Here is a 24,051-nt window from a genome sequence, read left to right on the forward strand (position 1 = left end):
TGGGTGCGCAGCAGGTGGGTTGCGTGGTGGTCAGGCGTCGCCCAGGCGAGCGATCTGTTCCTGCACCTTGTGCAGCGCCGCGCCAAAGTCGCGCAGTCGTGCGCGTTCCTGCTCCACCACGGCAGCAGGGGCCCGATCGACAAAGCTGGGATTGGCGAGCTTGGCATGCGCCTTGGCGATTTCGCTCTCCAGCCGCTGCACGTCCTTGCGCAGCCGCTCGCGTTCTGCGGCGCGGTCCACCTCGACGAACAGGGCAAACTGGGTTTCGCCCAGGGCACTGGTGGGCGCCGACTGGGTGGCCGATTTCCAGTCGGCAGGGTTGGCAAAAAGCTGAATGTCCGACACCTTGGCCAGCGCCTGCAGGGCAGGGCGATGGCGTTCGATCAGCGCCACGTCGCCGCAGGCCAGCAGCGGCAGGCGCTGCGCCGGCGACACGCCGAGCTCACCGCGCAGATTGCGGCAGGACTCCACCAGTTGCTTGAATGCGGCGATCTCGGCTTCGGCGGCCGTGTCGATTTTCTCGGGCTGCGCCTGCGGATACGGCGCCACCGCCAGACTGTCGCCGCCACGCCCCGCAAGCGGCGCCACGGTCTGCCACAGCTCCTCGGTGATGAAGGGCATGATGGGGTGGGCCAGGCGCAGCACGGTTTCGAGCACGCGCAGCAGGGTGCGGCGCGCGCCGCGTTGCAGCGCCGGGGTGCCGTGGGCGATCTGGGTCTTGGCGATTTCCAGATACCAGTCGCAGAACTCGTCCCAGACGAACTGGTAGATCGCCTGCGCGGCGAAGTCGAGCCGGTAGTCGGCAAAGCCCTGCGCCACCTGCTGCTCGGTGCGTTGCAGCAGCGAGACGATCCAGCGGTCTGCGGCGCTGAAGTCCAGCGCGGCATCGGGGCCGCAGTCGTGGTTGCACGGCAGCACGCCGCGCTGCGCGGCGTCCAGGCCGTCCACCTGCATCAGCACAAAGCGGGTGGCGTTCCACAGCTTGTTGCAGAAATTGCGGTAGCCCTCGCAGCGCTTGGTGTCGAAGTGGATGTTGCGCCCCAGCGTGGCCATCGACGCGAAGGTGAAGCGCAGCGCGTCCGCGCCATACGCCGGAATGCCGTCGGGAAATTCCTTTTCCGTGGCCTTGCGCACCGCCGGGGCGGTTTCGGGCTTGCGCAGACCTGTGGTGCGCTTGTCCAGCAGCGGGCCGAGGGCAATGCCATCGATCAGATCGACCGGGTCGAGCACATTGCCTTCGCTCTTGCTCATTTTCTTGCCGTGCGCGTCGAGCACCAGGCCGTGGATGTAGACATGGCGGAACGGCACCTTGCCGGTGAAATGGGTGGTCATCATGATCATGCGCGCCACCCAGAAAAAAATGATGTCGAAGCCCGTGACCAGCACGCTCGACGGCAGGAACAGGTCCATCTCCCTGGTCTGCGCAGGCCAGCCCAGGGTAGAGAAGGGCACCAGCGCGGAGGAATACCAGGTGTCGAGCACATCCGGGTCGCGGGTGAGGGTGCGGTTGTAGCCCGCGGCGGTGGCCTTGTCGCGCGCCTCGGCCTCGTTGCGGGCGACGAAGATTTCGCCGTTCTCGCCGTACCACGCCGGGATCTGGTGGCCCCACCACAACTGGCGCGAGATGCACCAGTCCTGGATGTTGCCCATCCACTGGTTGTAGGTGTTCACCCAGTTCTCGGGGACGAACTTCACCTCGCCGCGGGCCACCACGTCGATGGCCTTCTGCGCCAGGCTCTTGCCGTCCGCCCCCGGCCTGGTGGTGGCGACAAACCACTGGTCGGTGAGCATGGGCTCGACGATCTGCCCGGTGCGCGCACACACCGGCACCATGTTCTTGTGCGGCACCGCCTTTTCGAGATAGCCACCGGCCTCCAGGTCGCGCAGCAGCGCCTTGCGTGCGGCGTAGCGGTCCAGTCCCTGATACGCCTTCGGGCCGTTTTGGTTGATGTGCGCGTCGTCGGTGAAGATGGTGATCAGCGGGATGTCGTGGCGCAGCGCGACCGCGTAGTCGTTGAAGTCGTGCGCGCCGGTGATCTTCACGCAGCCCGAGCCGAAATCGCGCTCGACAAAGCTGTCGGCGATGATGGGAATCTTGCGGTCGCACAGCGGAAGATCGACAAACTTGCCCACGAACCGGGCATAGCGCTCGTCATCCGGATGCACCGCCAGCGCGCCGTCGGCCATCATGGTTTCCGGGCGTGTGGTGGCGATGTGCATGCCGCGCACGCCGTCGATCGGGCCGTCGCTGAACGGGTAGAGGATGTGCCACATGAAGCCGTCATGCTCCTGGCTTTCCACCTCCAGATCGCTGACCGCGCTCTTGAGCACCGGGTCCCAGTTGACCAGCCGCTTGCCGCGGTAGATCAGGCCCTCTTCATACAGCCGCACGAAGGTCTCGATGACCACGTCAGACAGCCTGGCATCCATGGTGAAGTACTCGTGCGCCCAGCTCACCGAGTCGCCCATGCGGCGCATCTGCCCGGTGATGGTGTTGCCCGACTGCTGCTTCCATTCCCACACCTTCTGCACGAAGGCCTCGCGGCCCAGATCGTGGCGGCTGATGCCCTGCGCCTGCAACTGCCGCTCCACCACGATCTGCGTGGCGATACCCGCATGGTCCATGCCCGGCACCCACAGCGTGTTGTCGCCCCGCATGCGGTGATAGCGCACCAGGGTGTCCATCACCGTCTGATTGAACGCATGGCCCATGTGCAGCGTGCCCGTGACATTGGGCGGCGGCAACTGCACACAGAACGACGGCCTGGCGGCGTCCAGCGTGGGGGCGAACACACCCAGTTCTTCCCAGCGTTGCGTCCAGCGGGCTTCGATGTTGTGGGGCTCAAACGATTTGGCGAGTTCGGTCATGGGGATGGGTTGGGGCGCGGCAGCGTGCCGCGGTTGGAAAGCCTGGCGTCGGGTGCGGCACACCGTGTGTCTTGACGCAAAGCAGACGATTTTAAGGGCGCCCCGACATACACTCACCACATGAGCCGAGCATTCCGTCATCGCCTTGAACCGCACCCAGTCCGGCGCTGCCTCGTCGGACTGACCAGCCTGTGTCTGGCTGTGGCCCTTGGCGGCTGCGCCTCCCTGCTGCCGCGCGGCGCGGCGCAGACCAGCAAACCCTGGAGCGACTTCAACCAGGCGCATGCCGCGTATGAGCGCATCCAGCCTTATGTCACCACCACCGCGCAGTTGCGCGAACAGGGCATCGACCCGCTGACCACGCCCAACATCACGATCCTGAACTACGCCGATCTCGTGCGGCGGCTGCTGCCGCCATCCAGCAACGACATCGCACTCGACCCAGGCATCCGTGATTGCATGCAGGCGCAGACGGCCTGTCGGGGCTACGAGATCGACCAGCGCCACATCGACCGCAAGCGGGTGGGCAATTTCTGGCTCGACTTTCTCGACTTCCGCCGCGAAACCGTGACCACCGGCTGGCGTTTCAACATGCTGTTGCTCGTGGTGAACGACCGCGTTGTCTACAAGCTCTGGGGTGGGCAGCCTGAAATTTCCGAGGTGGAAACCACCCGCAATCCCCTCGGGCCGCTGCAGGGCTTTGGGCAGTCGGTGCTCGGGCGGTATTGATCGGCGCCAGCAGTGGCATGCCGCTGCCGTAAAATTGTGACTTTCTCTGTCTGACAGACTGCGGCCGCGTGGTCTGTCGCCCGGTGGTTCCCTTACCCGCCGCTCAACCAAAAAGGTCATCCATGTTGTCCACGCTCCACCTGAGCGCCGCGCGTCAGCGCGGCATCGTCGCCGCCCTGGCCGCGCTGCACGTCACCATCATCATCGCCAGCAACTTTCTGGTGCAATTTCCGGTCACCCTCCTTGGCCTGCACACCACCTGGGGCGCATTCAGCTTCCCGCTGGTCTATGTGGCCACCGACCTCACCGCGCGGCTGCTCGGCCCCGGCGCGGCGCGGCGCGTGGTGCGCAGGGTGATGCTGCCGGCGCTTGCGCTCTCGTACGTCATCTCGGTGCTGTTTCACGACGGCGCGTTCGCCGGCTGGGCGGCGCTCTCCGGGTTCAACCCGTTCGTGTTTCGCATCGCCCTGGGCAGCTTCATCGCGTATGCCGTCGGGCAGATGCTCGACATCACCGTGTTCTCGCGGCTGCGCGCCACGCTGGCCGGAAGCCGCCACTGGTGGCTGGCGCCCGCAGCGGCGAGCGTGCTCGGCAATCTGGTCGACAGCGTGCTGTTCTTCTCCATCGCCTTCTACGCCAGCAGCGATCCGTTCATGGCCGCGCACTGGGTCGAAATCGCGCTCGTGGACTACGCGGTCAAGCTCATCATGGCCGCGCTCGGCATCCTGCCGCTTTACGGCCTGCTGCTGGCCGCGGTGCAACGCTGGCTGGCGCACGGGAGGATGCGCGCTGCGGCGGCTTGACTGCAGTCTCCAGCCCGGCCTGCCGTCGCTACGCGCAAGCCGGTCGCGCGTAACCCTCGATCTCGGTCAACGCCCACCCGATCGACTCCCCCAGCGCGGGTTTGTCGGGGGCGCGAATCGCCTCCCATGCAGCCGCCGCCCTTGATGCCTTCATGGAAAGCAGCGCATCCCGGATCGCCGCCAGACGGCCGCCGACAAGAAGCCCGGCCATCCGCTGGCCCACAAGCCCAGGGGAGCCGTGTTGAACCACCGTCCGCCAGTCAAACAGATCGCGTGGGGTCAAGGCCCAGCCGCGATAGAACAATTTTTTGGCGAGCACTTCATCCACCGGCTCGAGCGCGAAGGGCACATCGGCTGCGCGCTCATCTGGCAAACCCAGTAAGGACATGCTCACGATGAAATCGATCTCCCCGTCCGGCAATCGCAATTTGAGCGAGCTGGCCGATTCTTCATACCCTCTTGCGAGCGACTCGAAACGATCATTCAGTCGTGGAGTGAGATAGCCGATCCACTGCGGATCGCGAATGAACAGATCGATGTCGTCACTGATCCGATGCGATGGTCGAAGGCGAGCATCAGCCTTGTTCCACCGCCCAGTTTGGGGTGCATCGCAACGCCAGCACGTTGCTCTGCATCCCTCACCATCTCGAACGCGACACGGACAAGCCCACGCCAGGAGCCGCTTTTCTTGAATTGCAACACGTCGCTCAGTGTCGTCATGTCCATTGCGCGACCAATTGTTCCCAGGCCTTGACGCGCGGCATGCCGCCTGCCACGGCTTCAGAGTAAAGCCTGTGCGCATGTTGCCAGTCTGATTGCGCTTCACGCGCGCAACTCAAGATCAGCGCGGGCTCGATCTCGATAAACAGGCTGTGCAGCAATCCACGAACCAGTGCCGTGCGCTGGCCGCTCGCCACATGCGCCACGCTGCCATCACGCAGTGCCCGCCTCAGATCCTCAGCGCGGACCACCGGGCCAACTGCCGCGTTGAGGTGGCCCACCGCAAGATCAAGTTTGCTGTCCATCAGCTCATTTTGCATCCAAACCAGCGGCCCGTCGCGCTGCCGCAAGTCGGCTTCATCCAGCCGTCCAGAACGAGCCCACATCGCCGAGGACAAATGCGCAGCGAGTCAGCGGGCCGTTTCGCTTGAACGTGCGGGGCGGGGCGTGTCGCGCCTCTACCATCACGGTCGAGCACCCAACGCCATGATTGCCGATTCCAACGCCCCTCACCCCTCCGACCCCCGCGCCGCCGCGTTCATCTCCCGCTGGAGCGGGGTGGCCGCTTCCGAGCTGTCCACCGCGCAGAGCTTCGTGCGCGAGCTGTGCGAGCTGCTCGATCTGCCCGCGCCGCACCCCACGCCCGAGCAGGACTACATGTTCGAGCGCCCGGTCACCTTCCGTCACGGCGACGGCAGCACCAGCCCGGGGCGCATCGACTGCTACCGCCGCGGCTGCTTCGTGCTCGAAGCCAAGAAGCTGCGCGCCGCGAGCGACACCCGGCGCTTCGACGACGCCATGCTGCGCGCCCGCGCGCAGGCCGAGAACTACGCCCGCGCGCTCGAACCCGCCGAGATCGCCGCCGGCGGCCGCCCGCCGTTCCTGCTCGTGGTCGATGTCGGGCAGGTGATCGAGGTCTACGCCGAGTTCACCCGCAGCGGCGCGACCTACACCCCGTTCCCCGATCCGCGCAGCCACCGCATCCGCCTGGCCGACCTCGCCCGCGCCGAGGTGCGCGACACGCTGCGCCGCATCTGGCTCGACCCGCTCAGCCTCGACCCCGCCCGCGCCAGCGCCCGCGTCACCCGCGAGGTCGCGGCCCGCCTGGCCGAGCTGGCCCGCAGTCTGGAGGCCAGCGGCCACGCGCCGCAGCAGGTGGCCGCCTACCTCACCCGCTGCCTGTTTTCCATGTTCGCCGAGGATGTCGGGCTGCTACCCGCCAGCGGCGATCAGGGCGGCTTTGTCGCGCTGCTCGAACGCCACCGCGACGACCCCGCGACACTCCAGCGCATGCTCGCCGCGCTGTGGGCCGACATGGACCGCGGCGGATTTTCGGTTGCGCTGGCGCACACCGTGCTGCGCTTCAACGGCAAGCTGTTCAAGGGCGCGGGCGACGACGCCTACTCGCTGCCGCTGACCCGCGCGCAGGTCGATCTGCTGCTGGCCGCAGCCCGCGCCAACTGGCGCGAGGTCGAACCGGCGATTTTCGGCACCCTGCTCGAGCGCGCGCTCGACCCCGCAGAGCGCCACGCGCTGGGCGCGCACTACACCCCGCGCGCTTACGTCGAGCGTCTGGTGCTGCCTACGGTGATCGCCCCGCTGCGCGCCGAATGGAGCGATGCGCAGGCCGCAGCCCTCATGCGCGCGCAAGAGGCCGCCGAACTCGAAGGCCGCGCGCGCGACGCCAAGATGGACGAAGCCCGCGCCGAACTGCGCCGCTTTCACCACCGCCTGTGCGCCCTGCGCGTGCTCGACCCGGCATGCGGCAGCGGAAATTTTCTCTACGTCACCCTCGAACACTTGAAGCGCCTCGAAGGCGAAGTGCTCAACCAGCTCGCCGAACTCGGCCAGACGCAAGACAGCCTCGCGCTCGAAGGCGAGACCGTCACCCCGGCGCAGCTGCTCGGCATCGAGGTCAACGCGCACGCTGCGGCGCTGGCCGAACTCGTGCTGTGGATCGGGTATCTGCAATGGCACATCCGCACCCGCGGCAACCGCGCCGTGTCCGAGCCCGTGGTGCACGACTACGGCAACATCCAGTGCCGCGACGCCGTGCTCGCCTGGGCCGAGCAGCGCCCCGCGCGCGACGCCAACGGCCAGTTGCGCACCCGCTGGGATGGCCGCAGCTACATCCCCCATCCCACCACCGGCGAGCTCGTTCCCGACCCCGCGGCGCAAGTGCCGCAGTGGGAATACCTGCAGCCGCGCCGCGCCGAGTGGCCGCAGGCCGAGGTCATCATCGGCAATCCGCCGTTCATCGGCGCTGCGGCGATGCGCGCCGCGCTCGGCGACGGCTATGTGGACGCGCTGCGCCGCGTCTGGAGCGACGTTCCCGAAAGCGCCGACTTCGTCATGTACTGGTGGCACGCCGCGGCGCGCCTGGCCACCGCCGGCGGGGCGCGGCGCTTTGGCTTCATCACCACCAACAGCCTGCGGCAGACGTTCAACCGCCGCGTGGTGCAGGCCGCGCTCGACTCCGGGCTGTCCCTGCAATACGCCATCCCCGACCACCCCTGGGTGGACAGCGCCAGCGGCGCTGCGGTGCGCATCGCGATGACGGTTGCCGCCGCCGGGCAGGGCGAAGGGCGGCTGGCCACCGTCGTGGCCGAAACTCCCGGCGAGCACGGCGAAATGCGCGTCGACGTCACCGAGCGCATCGGTCTGATCCACGCCGATCTGACCGTGGGGCCGAATTTGCTCACGGCGCGGGCGCTCCGGGCCAATCTCGGGTTGAGCAACCGAGGCGTTCAATTGTTTGGCGCCGGTTTCATCGTCACCCCCGGGCAGGCTGCCGCGCTGCTCCCCACCCCAACCCTCCCCACTCGTGGGGAGGGAGCCTGGCAGGCCTCGGCGGAGGTGCCCGCCCCGGCGCCGGGCGCTGTTCTCTCCTCCCCCACGGGTGGGGGAGGTTGGGAGGGGGAGGTGGTGCGCCCCTACCGCAACGGCCGCGACCTCACCGACACCCCGCGCGGCGTGATGGTGATCGACCTGTTCGGCCTCACCGCCGAGCAGGTGCGCAGCCGCTACCCGGCGGTCTATCAATGGCTGCTCGACCGCGTCAAGCCCGAGCGCGATCAGAACCAGCGCGCCAGCTACCGCGACAACTGGTGGATTTTCGGCGAGCCGCGCCGCGAACTGCGCAAGGCGCTCGCCGGCTTGCCGCGCTATATCGCCACGGTCGAAACCGCCAAGCACCGCACCTTCCAGTTCCTCGACGCCGCGATCCTGCCCGACAACAAGCTGATCGCCATCGCCCTCGACGACGCCTTCCACCTCGGCGTGCTCGCAAGCAGCGTGCATATCGCCTGGGCGCTGGGCACTGGTGGCTGGCTCGGGGTTGGCAACGATCCGGTCTATGTCAAAACCCGCTGCTTCGAGACCTTCCCGTTTCCCGACGCCGACACCGGGCTGAGCCCCGAGCTGCGCCAGCGCATCGCCGAGCTGGCCGAGCAGATCGACGCGCACCGCAAACGCGTGCTCGCACAACACCCGGAAACGCTCACCCTCACCGCGCTGTACAACGTACTCGCCGCGCTGCGCGCCGGCCGCGCGCTCAGCGCCAAGGAGCGTACCGTCCACACCCACGGGCTGGTCGCCGTGCTGCGCGAGCTGCACGACGAACTCGACGCCGCGGTGCTCGCCGCGTACGGTTGGGCCGACCTGGCCCCGCTTCCCGACCCCGCCGCAGCGCCCGGCGAGCCGCCGCAATCCACCGCCGCCCGCGCCGAACTCCTCACCCGGCTGCTCGCGCTCAACCACGCCCGCGCCGCCGAGGAGGCCGCAGGCACCGTGCGCTGGCTGCGCCCGGCGCTGCAGAACCCGCAGGCCGCCTTGCCCGCGCAGGCCGCGCTGGACATCGACACCGCAACCCGCCCGCCGCAGCCCGCCGCAGCGCCCGCCGCCGCGCCGAGCGCCCAGCCCTGGCCCGCCACCCTGCCCGAGCAGATGCGCGCGGTGGCCGATCTGCTTGCCGCCAGCGCCCAGCCGCTGCCCGAAGCCGCCATCGCCGCGCACTTCAAAGGCCGCGGCGCGTGGAAAAAAAGCCTGCCGCGCATCCTCGACACCCTGGCCGCGCTGGGCCGCGCCCGCCGCGAGGCGGCAGGCTGGCGGGGCTGAATCCGCTGCACACAATTCACGCCGAGACGCACCACATCGCCCTCGGCCCTGCAACGTGTCGCTCGACTGTTCGCGGCTGTGGGTGCGGCTGGGGCAGGGCGGCGGCTCATGTGGCCTGCCCCTCCTGCACGAAGCGCACCACGTCGTCCAGCACCGGCGACATCCAGCGCAGCGGCAGGGCAAAGCTGCCGATCAGGGTCTGGTGGTTGACGCCGGTGTAAAGATCCAGGGTGACTTGCGCGCCGTCGGCCCGAAGTTTGTCCGCGAGTTGCACGGTGTTGCGCTGCGGGTTGACCAGGCTGTCTGCCCGCGCCGCCCCAAGAAAGGTGCGTGGCAGGTGGCCGTGACCAACGAAGTCGATGGGCATGCAGTCCGGGGGATAGTCTGGATCGTGGAAGACCGGCTGCACGGCGCGGTCGGTGATGGGCAGAAAGTCGTACGGCCCGGCCAACCCGATCCATCCGGCCAGGTCGGTGCGGTGCAGCCCCACGGCGTGCAGCCAGCGCGGATCGAGCGCCAGCATGGCGGCGTTGTAGGCGCCGGCGCTGTGGCCCATGAGGTAGAGCTGGCGCGGGTTGCCGCCAAACTGCGCCGCATGCTGCACCGTCCAGGCCACCGCGCGGGCGCAGTCTTGCAGAAAGTCGGGATAGCGCACCGCGGGGTAGAGCCGGTAATCCGCGATCACGGTGACGATGCCGCGCGCGGCCAGCGCCTCGCCAACGAAACGGTACATGCCACGGTCGCCGCTGCTCCAGCTGCCGCCGTAGAAAAACACCACCACCGGCGCGCCGCCTGGCTGGGGTGTGCTGCCCGCAGCTGCGCGTGGCCGGTAGATGTCGAGCCGCTGCCGCGCTGCTGGGCCGTAGGCAATGTCGCCGCGGAAGACATAGGTGTCGGTCGGGGTGAGGCGGTCGATCATCACCACCGGCGAGCAGGCAGCCAGCAGCGGGGCGAGGGTGGCCAGGAACAGGCGGGTGGACAGGCGCGCAGCTTGGGCAAGGGGCATGGCGGAGCGGGGTGAGGGTCGATGGGCTTGCCTCCAACCTACGAACCGCCGGACATTCTGGATTCATCAGGGGGCGTCTGTCAGCAAGTCAGTGTGCATGGTCGTGTGCGCCGCCGAAGCTGATCTGATACTGCAGGAAGATCTGATTGAAGCGCTTGCGCACCGCGTCATATCGGCCATCGCCGTTGATGTCTTCAGCCACTGGCACGTGAGCGCGGAACATCTGCAGGCGCAGGCGTTGATGCGGGTCCAGGTTCCAGGTGGCCACGAGGCTGGCACGCTGCAGGGCCTCGAAGGCGCTGTTCTGCCGTGGGCAACGCAGGGTTTGATAGGGCGGTGCGCAAAACACTGGGGATGCGCTGCGCAGAGCTTCATGCACATTGCCCGCGCTGTCGAAACGCACGCCGAGCTGCCAGCGCGGCGCCACGCCATACAGCGCCTGCAGCACGTAGCCGTCGATGCGCAGTTGACGCGGCATGCCGATATTCCACGGCTTGGTGTCGTGGTAGGTGAGCAGCAGGTCCTTGGTCTGCCGGAAGTATTCGCCGGTGATCTGCAGGTCGCCCGCGCCGTGTTCGCCCGCGCTCTCGCGCTGCCAGCCCAGCGAGATCACGTCGGTGCGGCTGCTGCCTTGCAGTGCATGATCGGCGTCGTTGATGCCGGGGTGGTAGGTGTGCAGTTCCTGATGTTGACGGCCCCGGATGGTGGCCAGACCGCCGAACAGCGTCTGACCCTCGGCGAATGCCCAGTCTGCCTTGGCGTAGGCGGTCCACACGTGCGGGAAGCGGGCGCTGTCGCCCATCGGAATGTCCACGGTCTTGCCGCTGGTGGTGCGGTAGCCGGTCACCTTGCCGGTCTGCGCCGCCACGCCGGCGTTGTCGGACTGCAGGGCCTCGGCGCCCAGCCGCAGGTGCCAGGCACCGGCCTGCGGCGCAAGCCAGTTGAGTTGCAGGCCGTCGCCGCGCAGACCACCTGCCAGCAGCATTTGATAGGGCAGGGCCTGATCGACGAATGCCCAGGCGTGCGGGTGCAGGGTGTTCTGCAGACCGATGGCGCTGAAAAACCGCCCGCCCTGCGCCTGCACACCGCCGGGCAGCACGCGGCTGCGCAGCCAGGCTTCTTCGAGTTCGACGGCATGGGCGTCGCTGGTCAGCCGCAATCCTGCCTCGCCCCAGCCCGGCGCGTGCGCGTGCAGTCCGGCTTCGAGTGTCTGCAGATTCAGGCCACGGCGGAAGTCGCCGCCGTGGCTGTGTGCGCCCCCGGCATCGGAATGCACGTTGAAAATGCCATTGGCATTCTGGATGTCACCAGCGCCGCGACCTTGCGCCGAGTCGTCATAGGCGACGCCGCCGACAATGGCGAACGGTTCGATACGCAGCGCGGGCTGCTCGACAGCAGCGCACATCCCTGCGGATGTCGAGGAGGCAAGGAACAGGGCGATCAGCGTTTTGCGGTGGGAAAGAGGTTTTTGCATCACGTCTAACAAAGTTATAACGTTGCAAATGTTACAAAAAGAAACAATCGGACTGCATGCGGATAAGCTGACCGCGTGGTTCCACGAAACCGGCGCCGAGCGAGACCGCGTGGCGCAGTCTCCATAGAATCCTGCCCATGACCTCCGTCGCGCTGGCGCGCAAGTGGCGCCCCAAATCGTTTGCCTCGCTCGTGGGGCAGGATCATGTGGTGCGGGCGCTGACCCATGCGCTCGACCACAATCGCCTGCATCACGCCTATCTGTTTACCGGCACGCGCGGGGTGGGCAAGACCACGGTGTCGCGCATTCTGGCCAAGGCGCTCAACTGCACGGGCCCAGACGGGCAGGGCGGGGTGACCAGCCAGCCCTGCGGCGTCTGCCCGGCATGTACCGAGATCGACGCCGGGCGCTTTGTCGATTACATCGAACTCGATGCCGCGTCCAACCGGGGGGTGGAGGACATGACCACGCTGCTCGAACAGGCGGTCTACAAGCCGACTGCCGGGCGCTACAAGGTCTACATGATCGACGAAGTGCACATGCTGTCCAACCACGCCTTCAACGCCATGCTCAAGACGCTGGAGGAGCCACCGGACTATGTGAAGTTCGTGCTCGCCACCACCGATCCGCAGAAGGTGCCGGTGACCGTGCTGTCGCGCTGCCTGCAGTTCAACCTCAAGCCGATGATGCCGTCTGCCATCGTCAGTCATCTGCAAGAGGTCCTGCAGGCCGAAGGCGTGCCGGCGGACGAGGCCGCGCTGCGGCTGATCGCCCGCGCCGCGCATGGCTCGATGCGCGACGCGCTGTCGCTCACCGACCAGGCGCTGGCGTACTGCGCCGGGCGGGTGGAGACCGCCGCGGTACAACAGATGCTGGGCACGGTCGATCGCAGCGATCTGCTGCACATCCTGCAGGCGCTGGCCGCGCAGGACGGGGTGGCGCTGATCGCGCAGACCGACGCGCTGGAGGCGCGCAGCCTGTCCTTCGGCGCTGCGCTGGAGGAACTGGCCGCACTGCTGCAGACCATCGCGCTGCTGCAGCTCGTGCCGCAGGCGGCAGATGCCGATGATCCGCAGCACGAGGCGCTGGCCCAGCTCGCGGCGCAGCTCAGCCCCGAGCTGGTGCAGCTGGCCTACACCACGGTGCTGCACGGGCGCAACGAGCTGTCCCTCGCGCCTGATGACCGCACCGGCTTCACGATGACCCTGCTGCGCCTGCTGGCGTTCGCGCCGGTGGTCGCGGGCAGCCTGCCGCCGGGCGGCATTGCGCTGCCCCGCGCAGATGCGGTGCCGCTGCAGCAGGGCAGAGCAGCGCCAGCCGCCGAGCCCGCTGCCGCACCGGTCGCTGCCTCGCCCGCCCAGGTGCAGACTGCGGCAGAGACCATGCCACGCGATGCCGCGGTGCGCAGCGCCCCGCTCAAGCCACCAGCGTCCAGCCTTGCAGCGCAGGAGCTGCCCGCAGCCGACGATGAGCCGCGCGTGGAGCCCAAAGAGGCTGTGCAGGCCGACGCAGAGGCCGCACAGCCCGCCTCCACCAGCGCCCCGGTGCACATCACGCCGGACACCGACTGGCCCGCGCTGGTGCAGCGGCTGGAACTGCCGGCCGGTCTGCCGCGCGCGCTGGCGCAGCAGAGCGAGCTGCGCGCGATCGAGGGCGACGCCTGGTTGCTGCGCGCGCCCAATGAGCAACTCACTCGCGCCGGTGCGCTCGACAAGCTGCAGGCTGCCGTGCGCGCCGCGCTGGGACGCGACGTGACCCTGCGCGTCGAAACCGGCGACGTGACCGACAGCGCCACCCAGCGCGATCTCCGTGCCAAGGCCCAGGCGCAGGCCGACGCCGAGACCGCCATCCGCAGCGACCCGCTGGTGCAGCAACTCATCCAGGATCTGGGCGCACAAATCGTTCCCGGCAGCCTCAAGCCCCTGCCGCCCACGGCGCAGGCGTCATCCGCCTGACCGACAATGCGGCAGTGCCGCGCAGGCGGCCATTTCATCTCACAACCCAAGGACACCCCATGTTCAACAAAGGACAACTCTCCGGCCTGATGAAGCAGGCGCAGATGATGCAGGACAACCTCAAGCGTGTGCAGGACGAGCTCGCCACCATCGAGGTCGAAGGCCAGTCCGGCGCCGGACTGGTGAAGGTGCTGATGACCTGCAAGTACGGCGTCAAGCGCGTGAGCATCGACCCCAGCCTGGTCGCCGAAGACCGCGACATGCTCGAGGATCTGGTGGCCGCTGCGTTCAACGACGCCGTGCGCAAGGCTGAAGCCACCACGCAGGAAAAAATGGCTGCCGCCACCGCGGGCATGCCGCTGCCGCCCGGCATGAAACTGCCGTTCTGACCGGCGCTGCAGACAGCCCATGGCTGAGGCCGCTCCCGGTCATGTTCCGGCGCTGGACGCGCTGATCGATGCGCTGCGGCGGTTGCCCGGCGTCGGCCCGAAGTCGGCGTCGCGCATGGCCTATCACCTGCTGGAGCATGACCGCGAGGCCGCGCTGCACATCGCCCGGGCGCTCGATGCAGCACTGGGCGCGGTGCAACGCTGCACCCGGTGCAACACCCTGACCGAAGACACGGTGTGCAGCATCTGCGCCGACCCGCGCCGCGATGCGCGTCAGCTCTGCGTGGTCGAAGGCCCGGCTGACCTGGCCGCGGTGGAACAGACGCTGACCTACCGCGGCCTGTATTTCGTGCTGATGGGCCGCATCAGCCCGCTCGATGGCCTGGGGCCAAGGGAAATCGGCCTGGACCGCCTGATCGCCCGCGCCCTCGATGGTGTCGTGGACGAGGTGATTCTGGCCACCAACTTCACCAACGAGGGCGAGGCCACCGCGCATGTCATCGCCGAGACCCTGCGCCCGCGCGGTCTGCGCGTCACCCGCCTGGCGCGTGGCGTGCCGGCTGGCGCCGAGCTGGAATATGTCGATCTGGGCACCATTGCCCGCGCGCTGGTGGACCGGCGCGGCACCTGAGCAGCGCCCGCGCGGTTGCAATAAGCTCCCGGATTTGCCACCCCGCCCGCGCGCTCTCGCGCCAGCGCACTCACCTGAACCATCATGCAGCGACGCCAATTCATCCAATCCGCTGGGGCGCTGGCTCTGTCCAGCGGCCTGTTTTCTCTCACGCCCCGCGCGCTGGCCGCCCAGGTCGACGGCACACTTTCGGTCTACGCCGGGGCCATCGGCCCGGGGGAGTACAACGCTGGAACCTTCGCCCAGGCCCGGTTTCACGACCCGCGCGGCATGGCGCGCGACGCGCAGGGCAATGTGTTCGTCGCGGACTATGTCAATAGCGTGGTGCGCAAGCTGGGCATCGACGGGCAGGTCAGCATCGTTGCCGGGCAGGTGGAACAGCGCGACGCGCGCAACGGCCCGGCGCTGCAGGCCCGCTTTTACTCGCCGGAATGCGTGGCAGTGGCTGCGGACGGCACGCTGTTCGTCAGCGATTCGGGCAGCAACACGGTGCGCCGCATCGGTCGCGACGGCAATGTGACCACCTGGGCCGGAAAGATCGATGTCGAGGGCTTTGCCGACGGCCCCGGCAGCAAGGCGCGGTTCAATCACCCGGTCGGGCTGGGGGTCAACGCGCAGGGCGTGGTCTACGTGGCCGACGCCTACAACAGCACGGTGCGTCGCATCAGCGCAAAAGGCGTGGTCAGCACCCTGGCGGGCCTGGCGGGCGATACCGGCTGGCGCGATGGCGCGGGCGCACAGGCCCGGTTCAACACCCCGGTGGGCCTGGCGCTGGACGCGCAGGGCAATGTGTTCGTCAGCGAATACTTCAACAACGTGATCCGCAAAATCACCCCGGCAGGCCAGGTGAGTACCTTCGCCGGTCAACCGGGCAAGGGCGGTTTTGCCGATGGCAAGGCTGCGCAGGCGCTGTTTTTGCACCCGCAAACCCTGTCGTTTGCGCCCGATGGCAGCCTGATCGTCGCAGATACCGGCAACAACCGCGTGCGCCGCATTGCCCCGGACGGCACGGTGAGCACGCTGGCGGGCAACGGAGAGGGCGAGAAGGTCACACCCGGTGCCCTGCCGGGCACGCTGCATCAGCCTTACGGCGTGCAGGCGCTGGCCGATGGCTCGGTACTGGTCACCGGAATGAACGCCATCCTGCGCATTGAGCTGGCAACGCCGCTCAAAACCTGAGCTTCTGCTTCTAACCCGCTGTCGGGTCGGCGGCGTCGAACTGCGTCAGATCGATCCGCGGGGCCGGTTTCCAGCCGCGCTTGCGGTGCTCGACCACCACATTGGTATAGATGCCGCCGCGCACATACCAGCGCGCGGTCACGCGCAGAAAGCGTGGCGACATCGCCTTGACCAGGTCGTCGAGGATGGTGTTGGTGACCTTCTCGTGAAAGGCGCCCTCGTCGCGGTAGCTCCACATGTAGAGCTTCAGGCTCTTGAGTTCGACGCACTTCTTGTCGGGAATGAAATCGATGTCGAAGCGGGCGAAGTCCGGCTGGCCGGTGAGCGGGCAGAGACAGGTGAACTCGGGGACCTGCATGTGGATGTGGTAATCGCGCCCGGGTGCAGGGTTGGGGAAGGTTTGCAGGGATTTGCTGGGTTTTGTCGTCATGTTGTTGTCAGATCCTGGAGGTTTCTGGGGTCATGTGATGGTGCCTTGTCGTCGCCGGGCGCGCTCCAGTGCCGCTTGCAGCAAGGCCGCCTTGCGGTCGGCAGACGGCGCGGATGCAGCAGGCGGTTCCGTCTGTGCCTGCTCGGCGGCAGCAGCCTGGGCGAGCTGGCGTGGATGGCGCTCTAAATGACGGTTGTAGCGCTGCCGTGCCTCGGTGGATTGTGCCGCAGTCCAGGCATTCCAGCCGGTCTGGGTGGCCAGGGCGGCATCTGGCAGCGGTTCCATGCGGATGCAGTCCACAGGGCAGGGTGGCAGACAGAGTGCGCAGCCCGTGCACCAGCGCGCAATGACGGTGTGCATGCGCTTGGACACACCCGCGATGGCGTCCACCGGGCAGGCCTGGATGCACAGCGTGCAGCCGATGCACTGCGCCGGGTCGATGACCGCAAGCAGCCTGGGACCTTCGGCGCCGCATTCTGGGTCCAGCGGCGCTGCCGGGCGGTGCAGCAGCGCGGCCAGCCGCGCAATGCCTTCGGCGCCGCCCGGCGGGCAGCGGTTGATCTCGGCATCACCCGAGGCGATCGCCTGCGCGTAGGCGGCGCAATCCGGGTAGCCGCAACGGGTGCATTGGGTCTGCGGCAGCAGAGCATCGATTTGCGCGGCCAGCGCGCCCGGTGCGTTCGGCATGAGCGAGGGGTTGATCAGGCCGGCGTGCGCGAGCGCACAGACTTGCGCGGCGGGTCGCCCGCAGCGCCTTGCGGGTGCGCGGCGATGAAATCGCGCACCACCGGGTAGATTTTTTCGCGCCAGCGCCGCCCGGCAAAAATCCCGTAATGCCCCGCGCCCTCGGCAACGTAATGCTGGCGGCTGACCTCGGCGATGCCCGTGCACAGATCGTGCGCGGCCTCGGTCTGCCCGGCGCCGGAAATGTCGTCAAGTTCGCCCTCGATGGTCAGCAAGGCCGTGCGGTGGATGTCCTGCGGGCGCACCGGCTTTCCCTCCACCGTCCAGGTGCCGTTGACCAGGCCGAAGTCCTGGAACACCAGCTTGATGGTGTCGAGGTAGTAATCGGCGTCCATGTCGAGCACGGCGTTGTATTCGTCGTAGAAGCGGCGATGCGCCTCGGCGTCGTCGTTGTCGCCGCGGATCAGGTCGAGAAAATAGTCGTAATGCGACGACAGATGCCGGTCGGGATTCATCGCCACAAACCCGGTGTGCTGCAAAAAGCCGGGGTACACGCGCCGCCCGGCGCCGGGATAGTTCGCTGGCACGCGGTAGATCACATTGTTCTCGAACCAGGCATAGCTCTTGTTCATCGCCAGGTTGTTCACCGCCGTGGGCGACTTGCGCGCGTCGATGGGGCCGCCCATCATGATCATGCTGCGCGGCGCGATCTCGCCTGCGGTGGCCATCAGCGAAATGGCGCCCAGCACCGGCACCGTGGGTTGACACACCGACATTACATGCACGTCCGGGCCGATGGCTGCGATGAACTCACGGATGTAGGCCACATAGTGATCCAGGCTGAAACGGCCCCGCTCGGTGGGCACCATCCGTGCGTCGGTCCAGTCGGTGATGAACACCTTGTGATCCTGCAGCATGGTGCGCACCGTGTCGCGCAGCAGCGTGGCATGGTGGCCCGACAGGGGGGCCACGATGAGCACGGTCGGGTCGTCCTTGAGCTTGCCCAGCAGAGACACGTCGTCGGAAAACCGCTTGAACCGCAGCAGGCGGCAAAACGGCTTTTCGATCACCACCTGCTGCTGCACTGCCACCGCCTTGTCGTCGATGTGGACTGTATCGATGCCGAACTCGGGCTTCTCGTAATCCTTGAGCAGACGATGCATCAGGTCGTAGCTGGCCGAGACCCGCTGCGTCACCGTGTGCGGCACCGCAGGCCACACCGGGTGGGCGTAGAACTTCGCAGCCGCCTCGGCAAAGTCGGCAAGCGGCCGCATCAGCGCGCGCTGGGTTTCATAGAGGTCATACACCATGATGGGTTCCGACTCGTTCTTGTTGCAATGCACAAATCTTAGTCTCCGCCGGACCGACGCGCAGTAGGGGGATACACCCTGCCTACGCCATGACTGTTCAACGGCACGCAGCGCGGCTGCCTGAAGGGCCGAGCGAAAGCAGGCACGACCATGAATGTCCGTGACTGCAGAATCGTCCACTGGGAAGAGTCATAAATTAAAAAATGTGTAACAAAAGATCGTTGAAAAAAGTTGTCCATCATGCATTGGTCGAGTTTTCTTCATCGGCTATTTGTTATATAAGCAAAGACAAATGCAACAAATGAAAAAATCATCATTAAATCAATGGGTTAAAAATTCGATATAGTTATTTGAACATAATGAAAGTGGCTGCCTGAAAAAACCAAAAAATCGATCAGATCAATAGATTGATTTTGTTTTCCAGGGCCTTTTTCTCCGGTTATAACGGGTACCGGACGCAACCATCTGCGACATGCGGTCCGACCACACCGAGGAGAAAGAGCGATGACCCCACACCCTTTACTAGATGAGCGGCGTGCGCGCCGGCAATTTTTGCAAACCACGGCCACCGGGCTGGGACTGCTGGCGCTGTCGCGTCATGCGCTGGCTGCAGAGACGGTCGAATTGCCGCTTCCCGGCGGTCCTGACACCCGGCGGTTGACCACGGCATTCCCGGGCAAGGGGCAGATGATTCTGCAGCGCACCCGGCCGCCGCTTCTGGAAACGCCTTGGTCGGTCTATGACAAGGGGGTGTTCACGCCGGTCGATGCGTTCTATGTGCGCTGGCACTGGGCGGACATCCCGACGACGATGAACCCGCATACGCACAAAGTGCGCATCAGCGGACATGTGGACAAAACCCTGGAGTTCACCGTGTTCGACCTGATGAAGCGATTCCCGCATGTCGAGCTGGCCGCGGTCAACCAGTGCTCGGGCAATTCGCGCGGTTTCTTTCAGCCGCGTGTCCCTGGCGGTGAGTGGAGCAACGGCGCGATGGGCAACGCACGCTGGGTCGGCGTGCGGCTCAAGGATGTGCTCGATGCCGCCGGTGTCAAGCCGGGCGCAGTGCAGGTGCAGTTCGAGGGCTCTGAACGCCCAGTCATTCCTACCGCGCCCAACCTGAAAAAATCCCTCTCGGTCGATCATGCGCGCGATGGCGAGGTGATGATCGCCTGGGAAATGAACGGTCAGGCGCTGCCCTTGCTCAATGGCTTCCCGTTCCGCCTGGTGGTTCCGGGCTGGTATGCCACCTACTGGACCAAGATGCTTCAGCACATCCGCGTGCTGGATCAGGAGGACACCAATTTCTGGATGCATCCGGCCTACACCATCCCGGACAACTGGCCCCAGGCCAATATGACACCGGGTGAAAAGGACGTGAAATTCGTCCCGATCAACCGCATGGTGCCGCGCTCGTTCGTGACCAATCTGACCAACGGCGACAAGGTTGGCGCTGGGCGCCCGCAACTCATGCGCGGCATCGCGTTCGGCGGCGACACCGGCGTCAGGTCCGTGGATGTTTCGCTCGATGGCGGCAAGACCTGGACGCCGACACAGCTCGGCCGCGACTACGGCAAATACAGCTTCCGGCAGTGGAGCACGCACATCAAATTGTCCAAAGGTGAGCAGACCCTGCTGGTGCGCTGCACCAACACCGACGGACTGCAACAGCCGATGACACCCAACTGGAATCCGGGCGGATTCATGCGCAATGTGGTCGAGTCCACACAACTGATTGCCGTCTGACCGGGAGATCGACATGACCAAGTTCAACCAACGCCTTCCGCAAAGCCACCGCCTGCTGTCCGCGGTCTTGCTCTCCATCGGCCTGACCATCCTGCCGACCGGAGCGGCCAGCGCATTGACACTCAAAACCCAGAGTGTCCAACTGCCAACGAGCAGCCGGGTCTTTCCCGGAGACAGCACCGGCGCCAAGGCCGCAAATACCTATTGCCTGATGTGCCATTCCGCCGGGATGGTGATGAACCAGCCTGACCTGCCCAAAGCGGCGTGGCTGGTCGAGGTGAACAAAATGAAAAATATTTTCAAGGCGCCGATCCCGGAAGATCAGGTCAGCGTGATCGCCGACTACCTCGACAGCATCAAAGGCAAAAAATAGGCCTGCTCACTCGCGCACCGCACCGCGCCAAGCACTGCGGTTGGCGTGGTGCGCTGGTTCACAGTGCCGAAGTCGGGTCGGTGAGCGCGGGGTCAGGTCTGGCATCGCTGCACCGAGCAATCCAAACCCGACCCACCAGAATCACTGCATCACCGCGGCAATCGCCTTGGCGACGTAGTCGACGTTGTGCAGATTGAGCGCGGCAACGCAGATCCGCCCGGTGGACACGCCGTAGACACCGAATTCGGTGCGCAGGCGTTCCATTTGCGCGGGGTTCAGACCCGAATAGCTGAACATGCCTTTTTGCCGGGTGATGTAGGACAGATCGCCCCTCACCCCGGCGGCGGTGAGTTTGTCCACCAAGGTGGAGCGCATGGTGCGGATGCGCTCGCGCATGCCGGCAAGCTCTTGCTCCCACTGGGCGCGCAGTTCGGGCGAGCCGAGCACGGTGGCGACGATCTGCGCGCCGTGGGTGGGCGGGTTGGAGTAGTTGCTGCGGATCACGCGCTTGAGTTGCGACAGCACGCGGGCGGCTTCGTCCTTGCTGGCGCACACCACGCTGAGCGCGCCCACGCGCTCGCCATAGAGCGAGAAGCTCTTGGAGAACGAGGTGGCGACGAAGAAGTCCATGCCGGAGGTGAGGAACTGCTGGATGACGGCGCCGTCTTCGGCGATGCCTTCGCCAAAGCCCTGATAGGCCATGTCGAGGAAGGGCACCAGGCCGCGCGCCTTGAGGGTGGCGATCACCTGATCCCACTGCGCCGGGGTGAGGTCGTAGCCGGTGGGGTTGTGGCAGCAGGCGTGCAGCACGATGATGGTGCCTGCGCTTGCTGCGTTCAGCGTGGCCAGCATGGCGTCGACGTTCACGCCCTGTTTCGCGGCGTCGTAATACGGGTAAGTGCCCACCGTGAAGCCTGCGGCCTCGAACAGCGCGCGGTGGTTTTCCCAGCTCGGGTCGGAGATCAGCACCTGCGCGTTCGGGTTGACGCGCTTGAGAAAGTCCGCGCCCACCTTCAGCCCGCCGGTGCCGCCCAGGCCCTGCACCGTGGCAACGCGGCCGGAGGTGACCGCCTCACTGCCTGCACCGAACACCAGCCCCTGCACCGCCTTGTCGTAGGCGGCGATGCCGTCGATCGGCAGGTAGCCGCGCGGCTTCGGAGCCTGCATCATCTGCGCCTCGGCGGCTTTGACGCAGGCCAGCAGCGGCAGCTTGCCGTCGGCGTCGGTGTAGACGCCGATGCCCAGGTTGACCTTGTTCGGGTTGGGGTCAGCGGCAAATTGTTCGTTCAGGCCGAGGATGGGATCGCGCGGGGCCATTTCCACGCGGGAAAAAAGCGACTGGGTCATGGGAGATGTGGGGTGAGGTGACGGAAAAACCGCGCTTGCGGGACAATTAACTTCCGTCAAGCGCGGTCAAGTCTCGCAATTTTACGCCCCGTGCCTGTCGCCCCGGGCCTGCTGTTGCGCCGTGCAGACGGCCCCTCCAACCTGCTTCGATCATCCGCCCATGTCCGCACCGCAACCCGTTCCATCGCTCGACCCGGACAAGTTTGTCAGCTTCGCCGATTCCCCGTTTCGGCTCTACCAGCCCTATCCACCGGCTGGGGATCAGCCCACGGCGATTGCGCAACTGACCGAAGGGCTGGGTGACGGCCTGAGTTTTCAGACCCTGCTGGGTGTGACGGGCTCGGGCAAGACCTACACCATGGCCAATGTGATTGCCCGCATGGGGCGCCCGGCCATCGTGTTCGCGCCGAACAAGACGCTCGCGGCGCAGCTCTACAGCGAGTTCCGCGAGTTCTTTCCGAAGAACGCGGTGGAGTATTTCGTCAGCTATTACGACTATTACCAGCCCGAAGCCTACGTGCCGCAGCGCGATCTGTTCATCGAGAAGGACAGCGCGATCAACGAGCACATCGAGCAGATGCGCCTGTCGGCCACCAAGAGCCTGCTCGAGCGCCGCGACGTGGTGATCGTGGCCAGCGTCAGCGCGATTTACGGCATCGGCAATCCGTCGGACTATCACGCCATGATTCTCACCGTGCGCACCGGCGACCGCATCGGCCAGCGCGACGTGATTGCGCAACTGGTGCGCATGCAATACCAGCGCAACGAGGTGGACTTCACCCGCGGCACCTTTCGCGTGCGCGGCGACCGCATCGACATCTTCCCCGCCGAGCATGCCGAGCTGGCAGTGCGCATCGAGCTGTTCGACGACGAGATCGAGTCGCTCAGCCTGTTCGACCCGCTCACCGGCGTGGTGCGGCAGAAGATTCCGCGCTTCACCATCTACCCCAGTTCGCATTACGTCACCCCGCGCGAGAAGGTGCTCGAGGCGGTGGAAGGCATCAAGCTGGAGCTGCGCGACCGGGTGAAGGAGCTCACCGGCATGGGCAAGCTGGTGGAGGCGCAGCGGCTGGAACAGCGCACCCGGTTCGATCTGGAAATGCTCACTGAGATCGGGCATTGCAAGGGCATCGAGAACTACTCGCGGCATCTTTCGGGCGCTGCGCCGGGCGAGCCGCCGCCCACGCTGGTGGACTATCTGCCGCCCGACGCCATCATGTTCCTCGACGAGAGCCACGTGCTCATCGGCCAGTTCAACGGCATGTACAACGGCGACCGCGCGCGCAAGCAAACGCTGGTCGATTACGGCTTTCGCCTGCCGTCGGCGCTGGACAACCGGCCGCTGAAGTTCGAGGAATTCGAGCGCAAGATGCGGCAGACGGTGTTCGTTTCCGCCACCCCGGCGGACTACGAGGAGCAACATGCCGATCAGGTGGTCGAGCAGGTGGTGCGGCCCACCGGGCTGGTCGATCCGCTGATCGAGGTGCGGCCCGCCACGCAGCAGGTGGACGATGTGCTCGGAGAAATCCGCCTGCGGGTGAACAAGGGCGAGCGCGTGCTCATCACCACCCTGACCAAGCGCATGGCCGAGCAGCTCACCGACTATCTCGACGAGAACGGGGTGAAGGTGCGCTATCTGCATTCCGACATCGACACCGTCGAGCGGGTGGAAATCCTGCGCGACCTGCGGCTGGGCGTGTTCGATGTGCTGGTGGGCATCAACCTGCTGCGCGAAGGGCTGGACATTCCCGAGGTGTCGCTGGTGGCCATTCTGGATGCGGACAAGGAGGGTTTTCTGCGCTCCACGCGCTCGCTGATCCAGACCATTGGCCGCGCTGCGCGCAATGTCAGCGGCATGGCCATTCTGTATGGCGACCGCATCACCGATTCGATGCGCCGTGCCATCGATGAAACCGAGCGCCGCCGCGCCAGGCAGATTGCCTTCAATGCCGCGCATGGCATCACGCCAACGGCGCTGAACAAGTCGGTGCGCGATCTGATCGACGGCGTGGTGCAGACCCCGGGCAAGGGCTTGCGCGCTGGCAGCGTGGAGCGTGAAATCGCGGAACTGCAGATCGACAACCCGCAGGACGTGGCGCGCGAAATCAAGCGTCTGGAAAAGCGCATGACCGAGCACGCCCGCAATCTGGAGTTCGAACAGGCCGCGCGAGTGCGCGATCAGCTCGCGGCGCTGCGCCAGCGGGTGTTCGGCGGCGGTGACGATCACGATACCGATGCGCAGCAGATCGCCTGATTCGGCCGTTGCGCGCGGCCAGTCTTGACCGCAAGGA

Annotated in this window: 20 protein-coding genes; 10 read left to right on the forward strand and 10 right to left on the reverse strand. The window is 66.3% G+C overall.

From position 1 onward, the window contains the following. Nucleotides 1–30: 30 nt before the first annotated feature. Entirely contained in the window at nucleotides 31–2,868 is a 2,838-nt protein-coding gene (locus AC1ZQA_RS07185; RefSeq protein WP_482679113.1) for a valine--tRNA ligase, read from the reverse strand. Nucleotides 2,869–2,988: 120 nt separating this feature from the next. On the opposite strand from AC1ZQA_RS07185, the gene AC1ZQA_RS07190 reads away from it, so the two are divergent. Together AC1ZQA_RS07190 and AC1ZQA_RS07195 are read left to right on the forward strand one after the other, a co-directional pair. Further along, nucleotides 2,989–3,597, forward strand: a complete 609-nt coding sequence (locus AC1ZQA_RS07190) for a hypothetical protein (RefSeq protein ID WP_482679114.1) — start codon at nucleotides 2,989–2,991, stop codon at nucleotides 3,595–3,597. A 122-nt stretch (nucleotides 3,598–3,719) separates the two neighbouring features. Next, nucleotides 3,720–4,400 carry a 7-cyano-7-deazaguanine/7-aminomethyl-7-deazaguanine transporter gene (locus tag AC1ZQA_RS07195; protein ID WP_482679115.1) on the forward strand — a complete coding sequence of 227 codons (681 nt, stop codon included), beginning with the start codon at nucleotides 3,720–3,722 and terminating at the stop codon, nucleotides 4,398–4,400. A gap of 28 nt (nucleotides 4,401–4,428) precedes the next feature. Here the strand turns inward: AC1ZQA_RS07195 and AC1ZQA_RS07200 are convergent, their stop codons facing one another. The 3 genes from AC1ZQA_RS07200 to AC1ZQA_RS07210 form a co-directional block, all read right to left on the reverse strand. Then, the gene (locus tag AC1ZQA_RS07200; RefSeq protein WP_482679116.1) at nucleotides 4,429–4,788 is read right to left on the reverse strand and encodes a hypothetical protein; all 360 of its coding nucleotides are present in this window, start codon (nucleotides 4,786–4,788) and stop codon (nucleotides 4,429–4,431) included. 95 nt (nucleotides 4,789–4,883) lie between these two features. Next, a complete protein-coding gene (locus tag AC1ZQA_RS07205; protein WP_482679117.1) occupies nucleotides 4,884–5,126 on the reverse strand; it encodes a hypothetical protein in 243 nt (80 codons plus the stop codon). Then, nucleotides 5,117–5,518, reverse strand: a complete 402-nt coding sequence (locus tag AC1ZQA_RS07210; RefSeq protein ID WP_482679118.1) for a hypothetical protein — start codon at nucleotides 5,516–5,518, stop codon at nucleotides 5,117–5,119. The genes AC1ZQA_RS07205 and AC1ZQA_RS07210 overlap by 10 nt, the downstream gene beginning before the upstream one ends. Before the next feature lie 88 nt (nucleotides 5,519–5,606). Between AC1ZQA_RS07210 and AC1ZQA_RS07215 the strand changes: the two genes are divergently transcribed. Then, the gene (locus tag AC1ZQA_RS07215) at nucleotides 5,607–9,236 is read left to right on the forward strand and encodes a class I SAM-dependent DNA methyltransferase (protein ID WP_482679119.1); all 3,630 of its coding nucleotides are present in this window, start codon (nucleotides 5,607–5,609) and stop codon (nucleotides 9,234–9,236) included. Between the two features lie 106 nt (nucleotides 9,237–9,342). Here the strand turns inward: AC1ZQA_RS07215 and AC1ZQA_RS07220 are convergent, their stop codons facing one another. Further along, nucleotides 9,343–10,242 carry an alpha/beta hydrolase gene (locus AC1ZQA_RS07220; RefSeq protein ID WP_482679120.1) on the reverse strand — a complete coding sequence of 300 codons (900 nt, stop codon included), beginning with the start codon at nucleotides 10,240–10,242 and terminating at the stop codon, nucleotides 9,343–9,345. An 88-nt stretch (nucleotides 10,243–10,330) separates the two neighbouring features. After that, nucleotides 10,331–11,716, reverse strand: coding sequence for a hypothetical protein (locus tag AC1ZQA_RS07225; RefSeq protein WP_482679121.1), 1,386 nt, complete (start codon nucleotides 11,714–11,716; stop codon nucleotides 10,331–10,333). Between the two features lie 137 nt (nucleotides 11,717–11,853). Between AC1ZQA_RS07225 and dnaX the strand changes: the two genes are divergently transcribed. From dnaX to AC1ZQA_RS07245, 4 genes are all read left to right on the forward strand, one after another. Further along, nucleotides 11,854–13,671: a DNA polymerase III subunit gamma/tau gene (gene dnaX / locus AC1ZQA_RS07230; RefSeq protein ID WP_482679122.1), complete on the forward strand. Its 1,818-nt coding sequence runs from the start codon at nucleotides 11,854–11,856 to the stop codon at nucleotides 13,669–13,671. Between the two features lie 59 nt (nucleotides 13,672–13,730). Beyond that, nucleotides 13,731–14,060, forward strand: coding sequence for a YbaB/EbfC family nucleoid-associated protein (locus tag AC1ZQA_RS07235; protein WP_482679123.1), 330 nt, complete (start codon nucleotides 13,731–13,733; stop codon nucleotides 14,058–14,060). 19 nt (nucleotides 14,061–14,079) lie between these two features. Beyond that, on the forward strand, nucleotides 14,080–14,691 hold the full coding sequence (gene recR / locus AC1ZQA_RS07240) for a recombination mediator RecR (RefSeq protein WP_482679124.1): 612 nt from the start codon (nucleotides 14,080–14,082) through the stop codon (nucleotides 14,689–14,691). An 84-nt stretch (nucleotides 14,692–14,775) separates the two neighbouring features. Continuing rightward, entirely contained in the window at nucleotides 14,776–15,870 is a 1,095-nt protein-coding gene (locus AC1ZQA_RS07245; protein ID WP_482679125.1) for an NHL repeat-containing protein, read from the forward strand. 10 nt (nucleotides 15,871–15,880) lie between these two features. On the opposite strand, the gene queF is transcribed toward AC1ZQA_RS07245, so the two are convergent. The 3 genes from queF to AC1ZQA_RS07260 are packed head-to-tail and all read right to left on the reverse strand — an operon-like array spanning nucleotide 15,881 to nucleotide 18,294. Then, entirely contained in the window at nucleotides 15,881–16,300 is a 420-nt protein-coding gene (gene queF, locus AC1ZQA_RS07250) for a preQ(1) synthase (RefSeq protein ID WP_482679126.1), read from the reverse strand. 30 nt (nucleotides 16,301–16,330) lie between these two features. Beyond that, nucleotides 16,331–16,987: an electron transport complex subunit RsxB gene (gene rsxB, locus AC1ZQA_RS07255; protein WP_482679127.1), complete on the reverse strand. Its 657-nt coding sequence runs from the start codon at nucleotides 16,985–16,987 to the stop codon at nucleotides 16,331–16,333. A gap of 14 nt (nucleotides 16,988–17,001) precedes the next feature. Continuing rightward, a complete protein-coding gene (locus tag AC1ZQA_RS07260; RefSeq protein ID WP_482679128.1) occupies nucleotides 17,002–18,294 on the reverse strand; it encodes a polyhydroxyalkanoate depolymerase in 1,293 nt (430 codons plus the stop codon). Nucleotides 18,295–18,798: 504 nt separating this feature from the next. Between AC1ZQA_RS07260 and AC1ZQA_RS07265 the strand changes: the two genes are divergently transcribed. Then, complete coding sequence (locus tag AC1ZQA_RS07265) at nucleotides 18,799–20,040, forward strand: molybdopterin-dependent oxidoreductase (RefSeq protein WP_482679129.1); 1,242 nt, start codon at nucleotides 18,799–18,801, stop codon at nucleotides 20,038–20,040. Between the two features lie 13 nt (nucleotides 20,041–20,053). After that, complete coding sequence (locus AC1ZQA_RS07270) at nucleotides 20,054–20,413, forward strand: cytochrome c (protein WP_482679130.1); 360 nt, start codon at nucleotides 20,054–20,056, stop codon at nucleotides 20,411–20,413. A gap of 141 nt (nucleotides 20,414–20,554) precedes the next feature. Here the strand turns inward: AC1ZQA_RS07270 and AC1ZQA_RS07275 are convergent, their stop codons facing one another. Beyond that, nucleotides 20,555–21,760: an amino acid aminotransferase gene (locus AC1ZQA_RS07275; RefSeq protein ID WP_482679131.1), complete on the reverse strand. Its 1,206-nt coding sequence runs from the start codon at nucleotides 21,758–21,760 to the stop codon at nucleotides 20,555–20,557. Nucleotides 21,761–21,920: 160 nt separating this feature from the next. Between AC1ZQA_RS07275 and uvrB the strand changes: the two genes are divergently transcribed. Continuing rightward, the gene (gene uvrB / locus AC1ZQA_RS07280) at nucleotides 21,921–24,014 is read left to right on the forward strand and encodes an excinuclease ABC subunit UvrB (protein WP_482679132.1); all 2,094 of its coding nucleotides are present in this window, start codon (nucleotides 21,921–21,923) and stop codon (nucleotides 24,012–24,014) included. Nucleotides 24,015–24,051: the final 37 nt, after the last annotated feature.

Source organism: Thiomonas sp. DCM-2 (assembly GCF_056820905.1).